This window comes from Wolbachia endosymbiont (group A) of Norellia spinipes (assembly GCF_964273535.1).
On the sequence record NZ_OZ187006.1, the window covers coordinates 885,769 to 905,358 of the forward strand.

At 34.3% G+C, this 19,590-nt stretch carries 14 protein-coding genes and 3 pseudogenes; 4 read left to right on the forward strand and 13 right to left on the reverse strand.

Features of this window, described 5'->3' with window-relative positions:
* Nucleotides 1-32 precede the first annotated feature (32 nt).
* The 3 genes from ACFZP3_RS04310 to ACFZP3_RS04320 form a co-directional block, all read right to left on the reverse strand.
* Complete coding sequence (locus ACFZP3_RS04310; protein ID WP_386086931.1) at nt 33-296, reverse strand: hypothetical protein; 264 nt, start codon at nt 294-296, stop codon at nt 33-35.
* A gap of 202 nt (nt 297-498) precedes the next feature.
* Entirely contained in the window at nt 499-1,746 is a 1,248-nt protein-coding gene (locus ACFZP3_RS04315) for a hypothetical protein (protein WP_386086932.1), read from the reverse strand.
* Nucleotides 1,747-2,449: 703 nt separating this feature from the next.
* Nucleotides 2,450-3,679, reverse strand: a complete 1,230-nt coding sequence (locus ACFZP3_RS04320; protein ID WP_386086933.1) for a hypothetical protein — start codon at nt 3,677-3,679, stop codon at nt 2,450-2,452.
* 322 nt (nt 3,680-4,001) lie between these two features.
* Here ACFZP3_RS04320 and ACFZP3_RS04325 point away from each other — a divergent pair, with 322 nt between their 5' ends.
* On the forward strand, nt 4,002-6,134 hold the full coding sequence (locus ACFZP3_RS04325; protein WP_386086934.1) for an ankyrin repeat domain-containing protein: 2,133 nt from the start codon (nt 4,002-4,004) through the stop codon (nt 6,132-6,134).
* A gap of 73 nt (nt 6,135-6,207) precedes the next feature.
* On the opposite strand, the pseudogene ACFZP3_RS04330 reads toward ACFZP3_RS04325, so the two are convergent.
* A pseudogene (locus ACFZP3_RS04330) lies at nt 6,208-7,438 on the reverse strand (IS256-like element ISWpi15 family transposase).
* A 77-nt stretch (nt 7,439-7,515) separates the two neighbouring features.
* Between ACFZP3_RS04330 and ACFZP3_RS04335 the strand changes: the two are divergent.
* Entirely contained in the window at nt 7,516-8,733 is a 1,218-nt protein-coding gene (locus ACFZP3_RS04335; protein WP_309166137.1) for an MFS transporter, read from the forward strand.
* 243 nt (nt 8,734-8,976) lie between these two features.
* On the opposite strand, the gene ACFZP3_RS04340 is transcribed toward ACFZP3_RS04335, so the two are convergent.
* The 4 genes from ACFZP3_RS04340 to secG form a co-directional block, all read right to left on the reverse strand.
* Nucleotides 8,977-10,158 (reverse strand): hypothetical protein, encoded by a 1,182-nt coding sequence (locus ACFZP3_RS04340; RefSeq protein ID WP_265017585.1) that lies wholly within the window; start codon nt 10,156-10,158, stop codon nt 8,977-8,979.
* Nucleotides 10,159-10,759: 601 nt separating this feature from the next.
* Nucleotides 10,760-11,179 carry a nucleoside deaminase gene (locus ACFZP3_RS04345; protein WP_253307249.1) on the reverse strand — a complete coding sequence of 140 codons (420 nt, stop codon included), beginning with the start codon at nt 11,177-11,179 and terminating at the stop codon, nt 10,760-10,762.
* A 41-nt stretch (nt 11,180-11,220) separates the two neighbouring features.
* Nucleotides 11,221-12,825 carry a CTP synthase gene (locus ACFZP3_RS04350; RefSeq protein WP_386086935.1) on the reverse strand — a complete coding sequence of 535 codons (1,605 nt, stop codon included), beginning with the start codon at nt 12,823-12,825 and terminating at the stop codon, nt 11,221-11,223.
* Nucleotides 12,825-13,145, reverse strand: coding sequence for a preprotein translocase subunit SecG (gene secG, locus ACFZP3_RS04355; protein WP_386086936.1), 321 nt, complete (start codon nt 13,143-13,145; stop codon nt 12,825-12,827). The genes ACFZP3_RS04350 and secG overlap by 1 nt, the downstream gene beginning before the upstream one ends.
* Nucleotides 13,146-13,289: 144 nt before the next feature.
* Here secG and ACFZP3_RS04360 point away from each other — a divergent pair, with 144 nt between their 5' ends.
* Together ACFZP3_RS04360 and ACFZP3_RS04365 are read left to right on the forward strand one after the other, a co-directional pair.
* Entirely contained in the window at nt 13,290-13,805 is a 516-nt protein-coding gene (locus ACFZP3_RS04360; protein WP_253307252.1) for a gamma carbonic anhydrase family protein, read from the forward strand.
* A gap of 10 nt (nt 13,806-13,815) precedes the next feature.
* Nucleotides 13,816-14,024, forward strand: a pseudogene (locus ACFZP3_RS04365) (IS256 family transposase); the annotation flags it as partial.
* An 86-nt stretch (nt 14,025-14,110) separates the two neighbouring features.
* Here the strand turns inward: ACFZP3_RS04365 and trpS are convergent.
* The 5 genes and pseudogenes from trpS to ACFZP3_RS04390 form a co-directional block, all read right to left on the reverse strand.
* Nucleotides 14,111-15,109 carry a tryptophan--tRNA ligase gene (trpS, locus tag ACFZP3_RS04370; protein WP_264688393.1) on the reverse strand — a complete coding sequence of 333 codons (999 nt, stop codon included), beginning with the start codon at nt 15,107-15,109 and terminating at the stop codon, nt 14,111-14,113.
* Nucleotides 15,110-15,126: 17 nt separating this feature from the next.
* Nucleotides 15,127-15,696, reverse strand: a complete 570-nt coding sequence (locus tag ACFZP3_RS04375) for a nucleotide exchange factor GrpE (protein WP_253307254.1) — start codon at nt 15,694-15,696, stop codon at nt 15,127-15,129.
* A gap of 61 nt (nt 15,697-15,757) precedes the next feature.
* Nucleotides 15,758-16,744 (reverse strand): polyprenyl synthetase family protein, encoded by a 987-nt coding sequence (locus ACFZP3_RS04380; protein ID WP_253307255.1) that lies wholly within the window; start codon nt 16,742-16,744, stop codon nt 15,758-15,760.
* Between the two features lie 11 nt (nt 16,745-16,755).
* Nucleotides 16,756-17,076, reverse strand: a complete 321-nt coding sequence (rpsP, locus tag ACFZP3_RS04385; protein ID WP_253307256.1) for a 30S ribosomal protein S16 — start codon at nt 17,074-17,076, stop codon at nt 16,756-16,758.
* A gap of 376 nt (nt 17,077-17,452) precedes the next feature.
* Nucleotides 17,453-19,264, reverse strand: a pseudogene (locus ACFZP3_RS04390) (SurA N-terminal domain-containing protein); the annotation flags it as partial.
* Nucleotides 19,265-19,590 lie beyond the last annotated feature (326 nt).

Sequence of the window (19,590 nt, forward strand, 5' to 3'; positions counted from 1 at the left end):
GTTCCATCATTTCCAAATAGTACTTCATACCTTTATCGAAATAAAGCATCGTCGTTTCTGACGGGTATTAAGTAAGCCATAGTAACAGACCAAAACAAGCAACTACCTTCTCCTGGAACATCGATTCTCTTAATCTGACTTCCACTTTCGGAATCAACATCAGATCTCCGATAACGCTTAAGTTGAGAAAATTCTCTAGCTTGCTCTATATATTGCACTTCATCCGATAATTCAGTAATCTTTGAATTAACATCTTCTTTTTTTAGATGATCTGTTGGATATTGTATCTTGAACATAAACCCCCTTCATTATATTATACTAAACCCACTATACCAAGCTTATTGTATAACCATCAGAGATATCAATAATAAAAGCTATTTTTGCCTACATGCTGACTTGTGTATATAACATTTGTATTACAATGCAACATCTTTTTGACAGAAGCTAAAGTAGTAACAAGAAACCACCACCTACTTTATAGAATTGCCTTATAATACCTTAATTGCCTAACCCTAATTGCTCACATGCTTTGCTTAATTCAACTTCAGTTAAGCTAGTGAACTCTTCATCTGTAGACTTTCTATATGCTAGAAACTTATTCAATGAATCAGCATCTCTTTTTTCCAATATAGATCGTATGTAGCCTGCCTGTTTAGAACACATAAACTCTTTAACCTGATCAGAATTAGCTTTATTTAATAACGCCCATACTGGTTCCATACAGCCCTTTTCTACTAAAGGTGTTAATAAAACTGTACAGAAAAGAGGTGATTTATCCTCTAGTTCCTCTCTTATCACTAAAGCACGATGGCTATCAAATCCTTCCTTCATCCACATATGCATAAAAAGCTTTACACTTTCACTTACATAAGGCTCTGAATGTTTTTTGATTTCCATGTCTAACCAGATATTATAATCATCTTCTGGAACATCATTTGGCTTTAAACAATCAAATAATTCCTGAAATTTATCAAAGCGAAGTGCACCCTGTAGTGTATTCAAACTACCATAATAACCATTTTCAGCTAAGTCTCTTTTTAGAAGTTCTGGATATTTATCAGGACTTATTTGACTAAAACAAAACTCGAATATTTCAGGATAACTATTACAACGGTTCCCTGCTACATATACTGCTGTCTTCATCAAGATTTCATCCTTTTTCTGTTCACTCATCTCACTTTCAGGTAATGATTTTATTTTATTCCAAAAGAATTCCACTGCCTGCTCCTGCTTAAGGCTCATAGCACACTTAAGTCCATATTCATATGGATGACAGCCATCTAAATTTAATTTAGAGATATAACCGCTAATAAAATGTGACCAAAACTGCGCTAAAAGACCCGACCCGCAACACCTAACTAAGTGCTCATACTCCAATAGACTACTCTTACCTTGAGCTGATAATTCCTCTTTTCTTTCCTCAAACAAAGCAATAATATCTTCTTCTAGACAGCAACTACAGGCAATGGCATACTTATCAAAGAGATTACCTGAATCTGGCGCAATTAACTTTTTGCCTACGACTTGCCTATCAAGCTTAACTCCATGTAAATTGTCTACTTTTTTCCAACAATCCTCACTAGACAATACCTGTGCAAGAAAATTACGTCCTTTTTTGCCACTTTTTTGGTGCAGACGCCAATTTGCATAGCACCAGCGTTCAATTTGAAAAAGCTTAGATGCTCTATAAGGATCATCCTCTTTAATAGACGAAAATAAAACTTTTGGAATATCTGAACGTAGCATGATCACCTCTTTATGAATGGAAAAAAATGGAAACTGTTACGTCTAACATACACTATAGTAACTTGATTCCATTTCAAGTAAGATATCCCGTTTTTAGGTTTTGTCAATCCTCAATTTGAAAATTTTTTTTAGACTTGAATAACTCTCAACAAAAGCCTCTTAATATGAGAGATACATGACGTTTTGTTTATTTTAAATTCTGTTTTTTATAAGTCTACCTTAGTGATTATTCTAAAATAAACTAGTATTAATTTAGCAAAATATATTATTAAGATCTCAAGTAAAATAACCACTTCCAGCGTTCAAAATCAAAGTCGGTGAGAAGTGTTTTTCTTGGGATGGCATGGTCTACTGCTTGTTCTGTGCGAACTTTTCTATATAATAATTCTACTATATCGTAAAACCAGCTATATTAGCCTACTTTAGCCACATTTATATACGAATTAATTTGCCTAGCTTTGTTGCAATAATTTTACGTTTTTATTTTCACAACGCCGCTTTTGTTTAAATTGTTCTCACAAATATACGTACTTTTTTCGTGTTTTTGAAGAAAGTAAATAATGAAATTTTTTGTGACGCTAAAGTTAGGTGTTTCTTTCAAAGGTATTCTATCCACAAGAAGATATTGCCTTGTTGTGTTTTCCATCTGACAGTTTCACCCTCACACGTTTAAAAGACCATTATAAATAAGCCATAAACTGTATTAGTTGATTGGAGTTTGAGTGATATCTTTATAATTAAAGGCATTACACCCAATAGGATCATTTTCTTTTTTAGCACTATAGTAGTTTCTAATGCCATGGCTTAACTGCTTGGAATAATCAAAATTAAATGCTCCATCATCAAATGATTCTTCCTTTAGATTCCTAAACCAATGTTTTATTTCTTGTTCCTTTGCATGCTCTGGTGGTACTGATGAAGATTTCTCAGGATGTTGTGCTGTACTATGGCATGACAAACATGAAGATTTTTTATTATCTATTGGACCATTAAGTCTACCTAAATATCCTAAAGAACTTTTCATCACATCGGGATTTATCCAACATTCTAATAACCTTTTTCCGATTATATAATCTGCCGTAAAATAATTAGTGTCGTTACCCCAAGCAATACCCATTAACTTCATATTCAACCATGGATTTTTATTATTTATGGTACAATCATAAATAAACGTACCTGCAACCCATCCTGTTTCTTCTGATCTCTTATCTTTGACTAAAAAGTCAATTTGAAATAATCTCAGTTGCTTAAATACCTTTGGAGTTCCTTTTTCAGATTGATTAATATAGCTAGTCCAAGAGATACTGTTTTTAAGAGTTGGAATATCGTTCTGTTTTGCTTCTGTAAATACTAATTTTGCACTTACTGTACCATCTAAGAATTTACCTTTAGTAATATCAGGATTGTTTATATCTTGCCATACCCGTCCATATGTATAAGCTCCTCGCTCATTAACAATAGAAATTGCCCAATTCTGTAGCATAGATTTTTGATTGCTGTGTAATTCACCAGACTTAAAGGATCTTTCTCTTGTTAAACCATTAACAAATTCTCTACCAGTTATCCCATAATGCATCCATGGTGCATGATACCAATTAGCGACCTTATTACAATGTAAATCAAAATCACAGTTAATATTTCCGTCATATATGTATTTTAAAATTGTGTAAGCGTATTTTTGTGGTTCCTCTTTAAATGATATATATTCCCACGGGTTTTTTGCATTACTAATTTCAGTTGGGTAATCAGTCTTAATCCTAAAAACCTTACCATTATAACCTGAAGGTACTTTATCACATGAAGATATAACTGTTCTGTCAGCATATGTGAAACTACTATTTAGTATCAAAAGTGATAAGATTAATAAACTTCTAGTTTGTACTTTAAACCCTATATAATGTCTCTGATTTTTGCTGAGATTAAATTTTTTCATAGATATTGCCCTTCCACAAATTTCTTACGAACCGTCCTTTAAATTAACTATTCCTATAATAAAAGTAAACCAAAGATTTTGTTTATGTAAATTCAGCTTTGTTGCACAACCATTTATAGAGTAGATAGGTAAAAGAAATCCATGTAGCAAATTCAAAAGAAAGCGTACCAATGCCAGTGAAGTTTATTGAAGTAAAATGGGTATAGAAAGAAAAAAATATAAATTCTCTAAAAAATACTAAAGTTATAAAAATTATGCTTGCATTAGTTTTTTATGTGTATCATATAATGTCCTTATAGTTGTTAGAGAGGTAAATGCATCAATGATAGGTACTCAGGAATCTAAAAAGCTACACTTGGATAGTAAATATGAGTTAATAAAAGAATGTTTACAGCTGTCCCGTAGTGACGTTTTAACAGGTGGTACTCAAAGTTCATATGCAAGTAACTTAAATAATTTAGTACGTCTATTATTTGTTAAAGTATCTGATTTAACAGAAAATCAAAAGAAGTTAGATGAAGAATTATTAACTATTCTTAGCGACTGTCTATTTCTTCATCACTATTGCGATTACATTTACAGTGATATAGAAAGTTATTTTTGTTGTGAAGAAGATTATTTGCATCCTGACGAATATCGCTCTTATGAAGAAAAGTTAAAGCTTCATGATGCAAGCTTTGAAAGACTTGAGAAATTTTTACGAGATAATAAGAATAATCAAGATCTAAAAACTGTTCTTAACTTGAAAAGAGGAGAGTCTGGAACAACGATGTTTCATATGGTATCAGGTATAGGTGATGACGCATTAATGGGTTTACTCTTAAAAGCAGGGGCTAATCATAGTATAAGGGATAATAGAGGGAAGACACCCTTACATTATGCTGCTATTTGGTCTGATTGCATATCTTCTCTCATAAAAGCAGGAGTTGATCCTAACACACAGGATATTAAGGGGAAGACACCTTTGCATTATGCTGCTCATTCTGGTAATAGCAAAAATATAGATTTGCTCCTAGAAAACGGAGCTAAACGCGATATACTTGATAAACAAGGAAAAATCCCACTGCTAATTGCGGTTGATAATCGTAAAAACGATGGTGAACTGCACCTTATCACTGACAATCAATATCGGTTAACAAACGAGTTGCATGGGATAATTAAAGGACGTGGCGTTCGTAGTATTGATTGGTCAGATTACAATATTGAAGTTACTAAAAACCTGAAAGAGTTCTTAGACAAGCACAGAAATAATCAAGATCTAAAGATGGCCTTAAATACTCGAAATCCACACGGACAGTCGGAAGTACTTAGACGTGCCAGAGATCATTTTGGTGATAGCAGCGAAATAGAAAACTTACTTTTAGAAGCAGGAGCAACTAACTATGAAAGGGATATATGTCATATTAAAGGATGTGGTAGTAGCGAAGGATGTTTGCACGAATCTAAGACTTTATGGAATAATTTAACACCATACCAACAGAAAATGCTAGGTAAATTCTTTGATATGGTGTCTCAAGTTCAAAATATGGGTAAACTAGAAGAAGTTGTAGATGAAGCCATAAAATTTGGGGTAAGGTTTAATTTTCCTCAACAAAAAATTTTGCAAGATGAGGCTACTGGGAAATATGTATTGGGGTATCATGTACTTAGATGTGGACCTGAATATAATTTAACAGATTATGTGATAAAAAGAATTAGTGAATTAAAAAAGGATCCTAAAGTTGCTAGTGATATAATATGTAAATTAGTATCAAAAGGAGCAGTGCTTTATAACAAAGATAGTATGGAAGTAATTAATGCATTGGAATCAGAGTTTAAAGACCATAAAACCAATATGAAAAAAGCTTATACAGATCATGTTAATCGTATTCAGAAGTTTATGGAAATTGTTGAAAGTGCGCATAATGGTAAGGTAAAAAATGCAAAAATGGATAATTCTACTTTTTACTTAGAATACTCAGAGGACAGTAAAATAGATGTTGCGAAGATTACAGATGGAGCAAGGAGTTTAGGACTAACTCAAGGAGAAATAGAATACGGAAGAGATATAATAAAGATCGGTAAAAGTGAGGTAGAAATTATAACGGCAAATGGCATAAGGCATTACACTGATCTTGCGGACAATAGCAATATAGTGTTAACTTTCTATACTAGTTTAGGGGAATTAGAAGTTAATTTATACCCTGGCAAGCAAGATAAAATAATAGTAGAAGTGAGTAATAAAAAGGAAATACTGGAAAAGTTCAAAAATTGTAAAGAAGAATTAGGTAAGAATTGCTCATTTGGTGGGTATTTAGTATACGATGCTATTGAACAGGGATATTTTGAAAGGTCTGGAAAATTGATGCGTTCTGAAGCAATGAGTCAATCTAATGGAAAAACAGAAGAGAGTTGGTGTGAAAGAATAAGCAGAGTCTCAAACTCAGAACAAACAACAAGCCGTACTATAGAGTAAAATGGATGGTGCTATCAAGTTAATAGCTTAAGGAATTTTGGGAGTGTTAAATAAACTGTGTCAAACCGCATTTTTAGTTCAACTCAATTTTCAATTTGCCAGGAAAGAAAACATCAAGTTGAGAGATAGTTAATGCCCAATCATGTACAGGCATCGTCCACTTTTCCTCTGCCTTCTTTATAGCACAATATACCTGCTTATACAAGGCATTTATGCTGGTAAATGAGCCTTTGGTCTTAGTGAATTTCCTAATTTGCCTATGTAGCCCCTCTATGGGATTGGTGGTGTAGATTATCCTCCTAACTGGACCAGAATACTTAAAATAACCAGACAAGTTTTCCCAATTATTCTGCCAAGATTTTATAACCATAGGGTACTTTGTGCCCCATTTTTCATCCAATTCCAACAGATAATTCTCGGCAATTTCCTTGCTTGAAGCTTGATATACCTTCTTTAAATCGCTCAAAAAACTCTTCGCATCTTTACTGGCCACATACTTCAGTGAGTTGCGTATCTGATGCACTATACACATCTGCACTTCCGCATTAGGAAAGACACTGTTTATAGCTGCAGGAAAGCTTTTCAGCCCATCAACGCAGGCAATAAGGATATCTTCTACTCCTCTTTCTTTGAGGTCATTTAGCACTCCCAACCAGAAGTTAGCTCCTTCACTTTCAGCCAAATAAAAACCTAATACTTCTTTTTTGCCATTTTGATCTATGCCTAATATGTTATACATGCATTTACTTACGCAATGCCCGTCCTCTTTGACTTTAAAAAACCATGAAAACTATCGGATATACAGACTGCAGCGGGCGACTACGCCATTCGTTGATTACTGGTAGCAATTTGTCAGTAATACTTGATATCTCTGCCGCCGATATTTTGTGATCATAAATTTCCTCAACATGTGACACTATATCTCTATAGCCCATACCACTGGCAAATGTGCTCAAAATCTTCGTTTCAAGCTCTGGATGTAAGTTTGTTTGCCTTTTTTTGACTATTTGTGGTTCGAAACTTCCTTCCCTATCTCTTGGCGTCAAAAGCTCAAATGACCCTGCGCTTGTACGTAAAGTCTTTGCATTCCTCCCATTTCTTCGATTATTCTCTTCGCTTTCAGCCGACAAGTGGTTTTCTATTTCACCTTCCAGGCTTACCTCCAGCAACTTTTTTATAAACGGTGTTAATGCTCCATCTCTTCCTGTCAACGGTCTTCCTTCTCGTATAGACGACAGGATATTTGTTTCTAATTCTTTATAATCTACCAAACCGGTAGTTCTGTTTACTACTTTCTGACTCATTGTCAAACCTCCATTTTTTTATATCAATTTATTACTTTTTTTTCGGTTTGACACAGTTTATTTAACACTCCCATCGTTTGATCGGTAATGCTAACTACGTCAACTTACTTATTGCCGATTTTATTTCCAGTTTAGGTGATTGGATGATAATACCCATTATTGCCTCATTATTCATCTATGATATTGGCTTACCATCACAAATGCTCGCTATTGTTGAGATTGCTATGGCAGCTCCAAGCGTCTTTTTTGGTTCAATTATAGGAGTATCAGTAGATAATAAAAATCCAATACCTATTTTGATTTATTCTGATGTTTTTCGAGCAGCTTTATCTATTATTTTGTATTTTTCAGCTTATCATTATAAGATAATTTTGTTACTACTATTCTTAGAGGGAATATGCCGTTGTTTTTTCTTACCTTCTAGACAAATAGCATTAAAAGTAATGGTTCTTAATGATTTATTGCCAAGAGCATCAGGTTTTTTGCATACCTCGAACCAATTTGCAAAAATTATTGGTCCTGCATTCGGCGGTTTGTTGATCTTATATTGTGATATAGATTTTCTGTTTATTGTTAATGCCTTCACTTTTTTAGTATCTGCATGCTTTATTAAAGCTATTAGCTTACCTGTGGAATTTACAGAAACAAAATTAACTAATAATAAGGTTAGTAAATTGTCTTTTATATATAAGAAGCTGATAAATGTGGGCAATACAATTAAAAATAATAAACTTTTAAATGTTGTTATTATTAACAGTGCATTAAGATTTGCCATAATATTTGTATTCGATTTTTATATAATAGTTTTAAACAAATTCATGAATTTTAATGCATCAATATATGCAATAGCAATAAGTGCTATTGGAGTAGGTAGTGTTGTTGGTTCAGTAATAGTTACTACTTATATTGCCCGTTTTAGATATATTGCATTAATTTCTGCAGGGCAAATCTTTGGTGGGTTATTATTATTGCTTTTAGGGTTATTGGCTTTTTATCAGATAAATTTGTCTGTATATTTTTATGTATTAATATGGCTTTTATTTGGGATAACAGGAGCACTTATTAATATACCATACGCTATTCTATTACAGACGGAAGTTGAACAAAATATAATAGGCTCAGTTTCTGCATTCAGTGAATCTATTCAAAACTTTTTCATGATTATATCTCCTTTAATTGGTGCATTGTTAACCAATTTTATTACGATTGATATAATGTTTTTACTAGTTGGTTTGTTGTTAGTATTGCTAGGGCTATCATTAATAATGAATAATCAAAGGTTATCACTTAAGTGACCTTACCCAGAAAAAGTGGAGAGAAAGTTGAGACGTTTTATAGTATAGCTCTTTTCACAATAATCCGATCACTATACGCTGCTTGCCTACTGACTTCCACCATAGCCATGAATCCGTATCTTACCTAATTTGGATTATTATGAGAAGGGCTATAAGTTAATGATTTATAGATTCTTCCAAAGAAATTATCTCATTTTACTTTTTTAAAAAATTTACTTGATGATTATGACCATTTTTTTTGATTTATATTGGGTTTAAAGAAGATTCAATAATTGGCTGTTCTACATCTCTCACTTTCTCGAGCTTGGTATTTGGCTTGAACGAATTGTACAGTGCAAAACCTATACACGCTAATCCAACTATTCCCCCAATCACCGCTATGGCATACATTTTCAATATACAAGCTACAATACCACAGACTAGTAATGCCGCACCAACACTACCAGCCAAGATTGCTCGTCTTTGTTGCATTGATGGTTTTTCTTTTTTGTCTGCAGTATTTTCTTTGCTAGATCCATTATCAAAACATGCAGCAGAAGAAAGGCTGTTGGAAGCATTTGGCTCTTGTATGTCAGTTTCTGTTACAGCAGTTTCATTTTTTTCGCATATTCCAGTATTATCGAGCTTTTCTATTGAAGCAGCGATGTGCTCTATAGCTATTGTATTACTTTCATTACTATTTTCGCATGGCTCAAGATATTTATGTTCTATAGATTCTTCAAGACTACTTTCATTATTATTTTCATATGCGTTAGCCGGTGCCTCGATATTACCGATAGTATCTTGAAGCACTTTTTCACTTCTAGCTGTAGTAGTTTTGGCTGTTACAACAGTGGGCTGCTGGGTTGCTCTCTTATTAAGAATATTTCCCAGTTCTCTTACAGCTTCACTATTTTCACACGCTTCAGCATAGGTGAATGGGGTGTAAGTCATTTCCTTGCTATTTGAATGTTTTATAATTATTCTCTTTTTTAGAATATCTTTCAAAATACCATTTTCCTCAGAGATCTTTAACACTGCTCTAATCATGTCATTGTCTCTACGTGATATAGCATCTGTAAGTATTGTATGAATTTCTTCCCGACCATCTGAATGTTTTGTGGTCATCTCTTCATTCAGAACTTCCTTTAATAGTTTTTGTTTTTTGGCTTCTTCTAAAAGATCTTTTACAGCTTGATTATTTTTATGACTTATAGCATAATGTAGTAGTGACAACGTCTCCTCTCTACCATGATACTCGTAAGTTATTTTTGCTAAAAGAATCGTGCTTGCGTTATAGCTGGACTTTTTGAATATTCCATTTTTGAACTTTTCGGCAACACCTTCCCCTTCTTCTATTTTTCTTGCTAGTTTTTGTATATTCTTTCTATCTTTATCTGTTAACTCATATATATCACATACTAATGTCAGTTTTGACGTTTTCATAATGTTTTCCCCTATTAAGATTTATTGATTTAGTGGTAGTAGTTGCAGTTGCTCACCCCATAAAGTTGGTACTTTCTTTCAATCAAAGGTATTCTACTGTTTTAAATTCCATGTAAAGATTTAGCTTATCTTTTACATCTAAACAGCATTAACACGATTTGCCTTTTTGTAGATGAGTAATTCTCTAGGGATTATCCTATTGAATTCTATGATATTATTTTTTGTAACATTGTCTAAAGTGCCCAGACACTGGGATCCAGCTTCTATGCAACTTAATTAAAAACGTTTGTTTTAGCGTAAGACAACTACCTTTAGCTCATCAGCTCAGTTATAAGCAAAATTTCTGGATCCCAGTGTCTGGGCACTGGGATGACACCATTTGCTGTGCAATTTACCTTCAAAAATGAATGTTCGTACAGCTATGTGTCAGCTACTTGCATGACACCCTGCTGGTGGGACAATGTTTGTATAGTTGTGCGTCACACGCTGGAATGACGAATTACTTAACCGTCATACCGTCACGGTATCTCCTAGCATAGATCCCGCTAATACGTAGCGGGATGACGAATTTGTATCGGAAAACAAGTAGCATGACGGTTTGTCAAATGTCTCTCAGTTTCTCAAAAAAATCCTTTAACAAAAAAGAGCATTCTGTTTCTAATATCCCACCATAAACTTCAGGTATATGGCTGCAAAATTGAAATATCTTAGCACCATTTTCAATTCCTCCACCTTTTGGATTATAAGCTCCAAAGTACAATCGTTTAATCCTGGCAAAGGAAATAGCTTGAGCACACATCGGACATGGTTCTAATGTTACGTATATGTCAGAATCATAAAGCGTTGAAGTTGAGAGCAACTCACATGCCTGCTTGATCGCTAACATCTCTGCATGTGCAGTTGGATCGTTGGATATGTTGTGTGCAGAAGAAACGACATTGCTTCCACTAACTATTACGGCACCTATGGGAACCTCATCATTTTTTTGAGCAAGTTTGGCTTGCTCTATGGCAAGCTCCATATATTGATACTTGAACACTTTCCTTTGCTAATCTTCTTTTTTTAAATTTTATTAACTGCTGCCTTAATAAACGATATAAAAAGAGGATGAGGAGAAAACGGCTTTGATTGAAACTCTGGATGAAACTGCACACCAATAAACCACGGATGACTCTCTAACTCCACTGCCTCTATACATGTTCCATCTTCTGATATGCCACTGCATAGCAGCCCATTTTTTTCCAAATCATCTTTATAATCTGAATTGATTATGTATCTATGTCTGTGTCTTTCTGAAATAGTAGTGTTACTATATGCATCCATCATTTTAGAGCTTGCATTTATATTACATTTGTATGCCCCAAGTCTCATGGTTCCACCAAGATCGTCATCTTGATCGCCAGCTAACTTAACGATTGGATGTTTACAGTTATGAAATTCTTCAGAGTGTGCATCTTCAAGCTTAACAACATTACGAGCAAACTCAATAATTGCAAGCTGCATACCAAGGCAAATTCCGAAAAATGGGATATTATTTGTACGGGCATAATTTATTGCTAATATTTTATTCTCTACTCCGTCATCACCAAACCCCCCTGGGACAAGAATTGCATGAGAATTCTGTAACTTCTCCCCTATAAGCTTTTCATTTATAGGTTTTTCTTCCTTCTCTCTTGAGTTAACCCAATTTATCTTTACTTTGACTTTATTACTAATCGCACCATGATTTAATGCTTCAACTAGTGATTTATACGCATCAGGGAATTCGGTGTATTTTCCCACTATAGACACAGTAACTTCCTGTGTTGGGTGCCTTATGGAATGCACTATTTGATCCCATTCAATCAAGCTTGGTTTTGGCTCACTTAAATGAAAGTGCTCCAAAATTTGCGTATCAAGCCCACATTGGCTATACAACACCGGTAACTCATATATATGACTCACATCAGGAGCAGGTATCACATTGGACAAAGAAACATTGCAAAGCTTAGCTATTTTCTCTCTCTGATTATCGAAAATTTCTTTCTCACTGCGGCATAATATAATATCTGGTTGTAACCCCGCGGAATTTAACTCTCGAACTGAATGCTGCGTTGGTTTTGTCTTTAATTCTTGCGCTGCGGTAAGATATGGTATTAAAGTTAAGTGAATAAGGATAACTCTTTGTTTTCCTAATGTGTAGTTAACTTGGCGTATAGCCTCCAAAAATGGTTGGCTTTCAATGTCACCTACAGTTCCGCCTATTTCACATATTACAAAATCTAAACCTTCCGTACCATTAAAAATGAACGATTTGATTAAATCTGTCACATGAGGAATGACTTGCACAGTTTTGCCCAGATAATCACCACGCCTCTCTTTCTTCAACAACTCATGATATATCTTACCAGTTGTTATATTGTCATCTTTTGTTGCTTTAATTCCAGTAAAACGCTCATAATGCCCAAGATCCAAATCAGTTTCAGCACCATCCTCGGTAACAAACACCTCTCCGTGCTGAGTTGGGTTCATTGTCCCAGGATCAATGTTGAGATACGGGTCAAGTTTTCTGATACGGATCTTAAAACCGTAAGCTTGAAGAAGCGCACCAACGCTTGAAGCAACTAAGCCTTTACCAAGCGATGACACAACTCCACCTGTGACAAAGATAAATTTAGCTTCCTTCATTAATTTTCAAATGGAACAGAAGTAGGTTCACTTTCTTGCTTTTTTTCTAATATAATTTTCTCTGCAATCGATTTTTTATGTACGTCTTTTGAATATAATCCTGACAATAGCAATGTGTTTATAATAAACAATCCAGCAACAATAGCCGTTATTCTGCTGAGCGGGTTTTCAGAAGATTTTACCGGAATCATCGAATTGACTCCCTGTTGTGTATTACTAAAACCACTTAACGAACTACTCTCAGGCGGCTGCAAGAGCACTAAAATTACTAACATAACAACCAATATTACTTGAAATATACTTAATACCGCTACTGACATTATAGATAGAGCTGAAAATAAAAATTTTAGGAGCATAAAGTGCATAAGTCAAGAACATCTGTCACCCAAGTAGCTTGGAATCTAAGTATGTATTTACTGCCTACCTTATTTTGGTTAGCATATGCATAAAACTGTGGGCTTAATATGTATCACATTTTAAAATACAAAGATTATGAACCAAAAATAGACGAAAGTGCTTTCATCGCAGGTGGTTCGCATATCATAGGCAAGGTTGAAATAGGAAAAGATGCGAGCATCTGGTTTAATTGTGTGGTCAGAGGGGACGTTGGATCAATAAAAATAGGTGATGGAACAAATATTCAAGATGGAACGGTAATTCATGTGGATAGAAACCCAGGTGGTGATACAACTATTGGCAATATGGTAACAGTGGGACATTTTTGTATGTTGCATGCATGTATGGTGCATGATAAAGCGTTTATTGGTATGGGCTCTACCGTGATGGACCATGCAGTTGTGGAGCCTGAAGCTATGGTAGCTGCTGGCTCGCTAGTGACACATGGAAAAGTAATAAAAAGTGGGGAAATATGGGCTGGCAGGCCAGCAAAGTTCTTCAAAAAAATGTCGAATGAAGAAATTAAACATATTACACAATCAGCACAAAATTATATTATGCTAATGAAGGAATATAAAAATTAAAGTTCGCGTGAGGCTAATTTATACTACCAACCCTATTGAGGGACTGCATAGACAGATTAGAAAATTCACTAAAACTAAGGGCTCATTTACTAGCTTGTACAAACAGGTATATTGTGCTATAAAAAAGGCAGAGCAAAATTGGACTATCCTAATTGGGCTTTAACTATATCTCAACTTGATATTTTCTTTCCTGGTAGATTGAAAATTGAGTTGAGTTAAAAATGCGGTTTGACACACTTTTTTGAACATTTCCTTATTGCCTGTTTTTACAATTTTGAATTGATTCCTTAGGTTATGCAAGAGGTCTATTGAGCAAATCCAATAATATCCTTGATTTCTTTTATATTATGGGTTGCAATTTCTGCTGCTTTCTTTGTACCTTTTTTTAATATTTCACGTAAATGGAATTGGTCTTTTAAAAGATCATTCATTCTCTCACGTATGGGTGATATAACACTGATAATTAAATCAGCTAACTCTTTTTTGAAGTGCTTCATGTCATGTTTGTTCACTTCTTCACATACTTTTTCCGCATTTACATTACTAAGCACTGAATAAATGTTTATCAAATTGCTTATTTCTGGTCGGCACTCTAAAGTAGCAAAATCAAAGCCTAGAATTGAATCTGTTTTTGCTTTTTCTATTTTTTTGACAATTAAATCATCCGTATCATCAAGGTTAATGCACGAATATTCTGAAGGGTCAGATTTACTCATCTTGCTTGTGCCATCTCTTAAGCTCATTATTCTTGATGTGCAATCCAAAGTTAAGATTTCAGGTACGATGAAATAATCCAGTTTATAATGATTGTTAAAAGCTGATGCAATATCACGTGCAAGCTCCAAATGCTGTTTTTGATCATCACCAACAGGAACGTATTTAGTTTGATACAACAATATATCTGCAGCCATAAGTACTGGATAACTATATAATCCAAGAGAGGCTTTTTGTTTATCGCCGCCAGCTTTATCTTTAAATTGAGTCATGCGATTAAGCCAACCAATTGGTGTATAGCACCCAAGCAGCCAGCCCAGTTCTGCATGACCACTAACCGTGGACTGATTAAAAATAATGGACTTTTCTGGATCTATTCCACATGCAATATAAGCTGCTGCTGTTTTGAAAATATTACTTTTTAATTCACTTGCGGGAAGCTTATTTGCTGTGATTGCATGTAGGTCGACAATACAAAAAAGAGATTTGTATTTATGCTGTAAGTCTATCCACTGTTTGATTGCACCAAGATAATTACCTAAATGTAGTACGCCACTTGGCTGGATACCTGAAAAGACAATACTTGTCATTATACATTTACCTCATGCTAATCGCTTCCACAATCAGCAGATTTCTTAGAAAGAATAACCATTGCAGGACGGAGCAACCTATTTTTGATAGTATAACCAGTCTGTAGTACTTCTATAATAGTGCCAGGCTCTTTTTCATTGTCTTCTCTTTCCACAACAGCTTGGTGTAAATTACTATCAAAAAGCTCACCAAGTGGATCTACTTCCTCTATTCCATGTTTTTTTAGATCATTTATAATTTTTTGATAAGCTACTTTAATCCCCTCATGAACAGGATCACCGTCTTTCAAAATTTCCATTACTTTTTTTAAATTGTCGCACGAGTCGATCATATCACGTGCAAATTTTGTGACTGCATAGTCACTTGCATCGCTAATTTGCTTTTGCATTATACGTTTGACGTTTTCATTATCTGCAACAGCACGGCGTAAATGATCTTCAAGCTGAGCTGCACGTTCTTTTAATGTATTGAGATCTTCATTTAAATCATCAGTTTGCTTATGGTTATCACTTTGTTGGTCGTCACCTTTCTGCCTATTTACCATATCGGCAAATTTCCTCTTTTTTTCTTTACTGCTGTCTGACATATCACTATCCTTAAGAATCTAATAAATATATAGCAATTAATTCGAAAATATCAAGCACCAGCTACATTTGTCTTTCTATGCTCGCATTTAAAAAGTCAATTAAAGTAATTTTATAAAAAGAATCAGAAAAAGTACTAATATCATTTTGTGCCATATTAATGTAGTATCTAGCTTTTTCCATAGAAAGCTGAATGGCATTATGGTGATTAATATAGTGTAATGCTTGGTCAAAATTGTGTCTAGCTGAAGAAAAGCATTTTTCCCAGAATTTTTGCTCTGCTGGACTGCCCTTTTCGTATGCTATAATAGCAGGTAAGGTGACTTTACCTTCGAAAAAGTCTTTTCCGACTTGTTTTCCAGAAGTGCCTTGATTAGCAGTATAATCGAGCATATCATCAACTATTTGAAATGCCATACCAAAATTAAAACCAAAATTCTTTAGCCTCTCTGTTTCGTCATTTGTTGCACCAGATACTGTAGATGCAGCTTCACAGCATGCAGAAAATAAAGATGCTGTCTTTTCTCCAATGATATCAAAATAATTTTCCCTGACTGTGTGGGGGTCAAAACGTGTTGTCATCTGCTTTATTTCACCCTTCACAAGTAAATGCGATGCTTTAGATAAAATAGAGAGAATATTTAAATTTCCACACTCTATAAGCCATCTAAATGCTAGAGTCAACAATAGATCACCAACTAAAATGCTTGATTTATTTCCCCAAATCTTATTCGCTGTTTTAACTCCATGGCGTGCCTCACTTTCATCGAGCACATCATCATGAAGTAAAGTAGCATTGTGTATAAACTCTACCGATGCAGCAACGTTGATCCTATCCTCCCCAGAATAGTTTAGCATTTTACATATAATAAAAACTAGTTTAGGCCTTATTTTTTTTCCACCTGAACTAACAAGATGAGATATAATATCAGTAGCAAGCTTAGCACCTTCATCATTGACATTTTTGAAGATAAAGTCCTTCATAGCTGATAGATCAGAAGATACGACATCGTCTAATTTACCATTATTTGTTAAATCAGTATTTAGCATTTTAAAGAGACTTATGCTTCTTGTCCCTGTGCTTTCTCGTTCTCTACTTTCTTCTTTTCTGTTTTCTTTGGTTCTGTTTCTAAAGTTACTATGCCTTTTTTAATGAACCATAGTACTCTTTCAGTTGCTTGCGCGCCTACGCTTAGCCAATGTTTTAATCTATCAGCCTTCACCACAACACGATTTTTATTGTCTTTTGGTAACATTGGATCATATTGTCCTATTTTCTCAATAAAACGCCCATCTCTTGGTGCTCGTGAATCAGCTACAACTATCCTATAAAAAGGGCGTTTCTTTGCGCCAAACCTTGCCAACCTTATTTTAACTACCATGTTAACCTTTATTCATATATTAGTCACAATTTTATACAATGAGCCGTTTTAAGTCAAATGAATTATACAACTTTTGCACCTTATAATATAATTACCAATAATGTAGGGCAGCGCCGGGCGCACAGCTATACGAACATTCATTTTTGAAGGTAAATTGCACAGCAAATGGTGTCATTCCAGTCTGGAATCCAGCCTTTTCATAATCATTAAAACGTTGTATTTTAACATAAAACGGCTACTTTTATACTTAATAAAATTCCTGGATCCCAGACTGGGATGACATCCTTCCTAGTGAAGATTGCTCTCAAATCGCAATGTTCGTACAGTTGTGTGTCTCGGCACTGGATGCGTTTGAAGCAACTTATAAGATTTTTGACTATATATCATCAAGTATAGCGTGATTAACTTCGACTTTATACTTTGATTCCAGATAGCTAATTAATTGCTCTTTTAGCGATATCATCACACGTTTTCCGGTGTCAAGCGTGTTTAATTTACCATTTGATGAATGCATTTCTTTTAGAACACCTATTATAATTTCATTATTGTATTGAATAGGGTCTGTCACTGAACCAGTTGTTTTCATATTGAAAATCTCTTCTACAAAAGAAAAGGGGTAGTTTTGTTGATCCACTTCATTGCGTTGCATCTGCTGACCTTTAACTAATTCCACACCTTGAATTTCTTCCAAATCTGTTTTTTCTCTTAGTTGAACTGCAACCTCTTGCCCAATTTTAAACATTCTTTCTTTTATAAACTCACTACACCAAAGCTCTACCGCTAATGCCCTGCCTTCTTCAAAACTTTGCAATTTTGGTGGAACGATATCAATGATTTTTACACTAACAACAGCGTCCCCAACGCCCTTGAAATAACCTTTCTGATCCTTTTCTCGCGAAAAAATGAAAGAAATCAAATCACCAGAATCTCCTACGTTATTACCGCTTTGATCTTTTCCACTCGCATCTACTGGACCAATAGTTTGTATAGGTAAATTATATTCACTCAATATTTCTTCAATTTCTGAACCATTGTATATCTTATAGTTCACTTGGTTTATGAAATCATTGACTCTTTCAAAAGACTTTTGGTTAGTTAGAACTGACTTTATGTCTTTTTTTAAATCAACTAAGTCTTCATCAGAGATTTGATGCGCACTTTCCACTTTTATTATATGCCAACCAAAACTGCTTGCTAAAACTTCACTTACTTCACCTACTTTGAGAGCAAATACCTTTTCCCTCACGTCTTCTGGTAAAAAATCCTTAGTTATATTATTTACTCTAGTTTCCTCAAGTTTTGCTTTGCCAAACTCTCCTACTATCTGTTCAAAGCTTGTTTTACCCTCCTCAAATGCTCTTCTTGCTGTCTCAGCTTCTTCTTTGGTAGAAAATATTACATTGAATACATCTCTTTGATCTTTTAGTTCCTGTTGTTCTATTATACCATCAACTTCTTCATCTGAGATCTTGATTTGATCTTCAAAATACTTTTGGCCTAGGGAAATATATTGCGCAGTTCGATACTCAGGATAATAAAAATGGGATTTATTTCTTTCGTACAAATCAAGTAATGCTTGATCATCTGGTTCAGGAATGTTTGTAACTGCATCTTCAGTTATTTTAACAATATCAACCACTCTAGTTTGGTAGCGACTTTTGTATATCTGCTCATCAACTCTCTCGCCAAAAGTTACCGGATAATTATCTTTAAATAACGAAGTCATGAACATCATTGCAGGCAGAACTTTCTCTAGCTTTGCTATATACTCTTTCTCTGTCATATGCAGTTCATTTAGCGTTTCATGGAATTTATTTTTGTCAAATTCGCCTTTATCATTTTGAAAGTATTTGGTATTTTTAATATGGTTTTTTATAGACTCTTCTCCAACTGTCAACCCCAGCTCACTAATTAGGTTAAACAATAGTTTTTGCTCTATAAGTGCGTTAAGCAAATCATATTTCAGCTTTTTTACTTGTTCTCTACTCGCATCAGATCCAGAAATTTGCTTTTCATAATTTTGATATAGTGATTTATACTCATCTGACGTTATAACTTCTTTTCCAACCCTAGCTACCTCTTCTTTTTCATCATCACCTGATAAAAGGTTGCCAATTCCCATGAAGACTAATAAGCAAGCTAAAAGGACAACGGTTACTTTAGTGAAAAAATTTTTAACATTCATTTTAAACTCAGTTAATTAATGGTTAATTATAGAATAGTGATAATTTAATTCTTGTAAACCTGTTGCTTTATTAGCCAATATATATAATATTACAATATATTAACTTAAAATTTAACTCTTTTCTTAAATAGAAACATATGTTTGACTAAGTTATACTATACCTTAAGAAGGGAAAATATTTTTTTGAATCGTTTGAAATATGCTTAAACGTAAGCGCATTTAATTAACTTAAGAGGTGGGAAGTGACAAACAAAAAGTCATTGAATGACAAAATTAATGCTTTTTTAGTTTTAATAGCTTATATTTTAGCTCTGTATAACAGTAAGGGA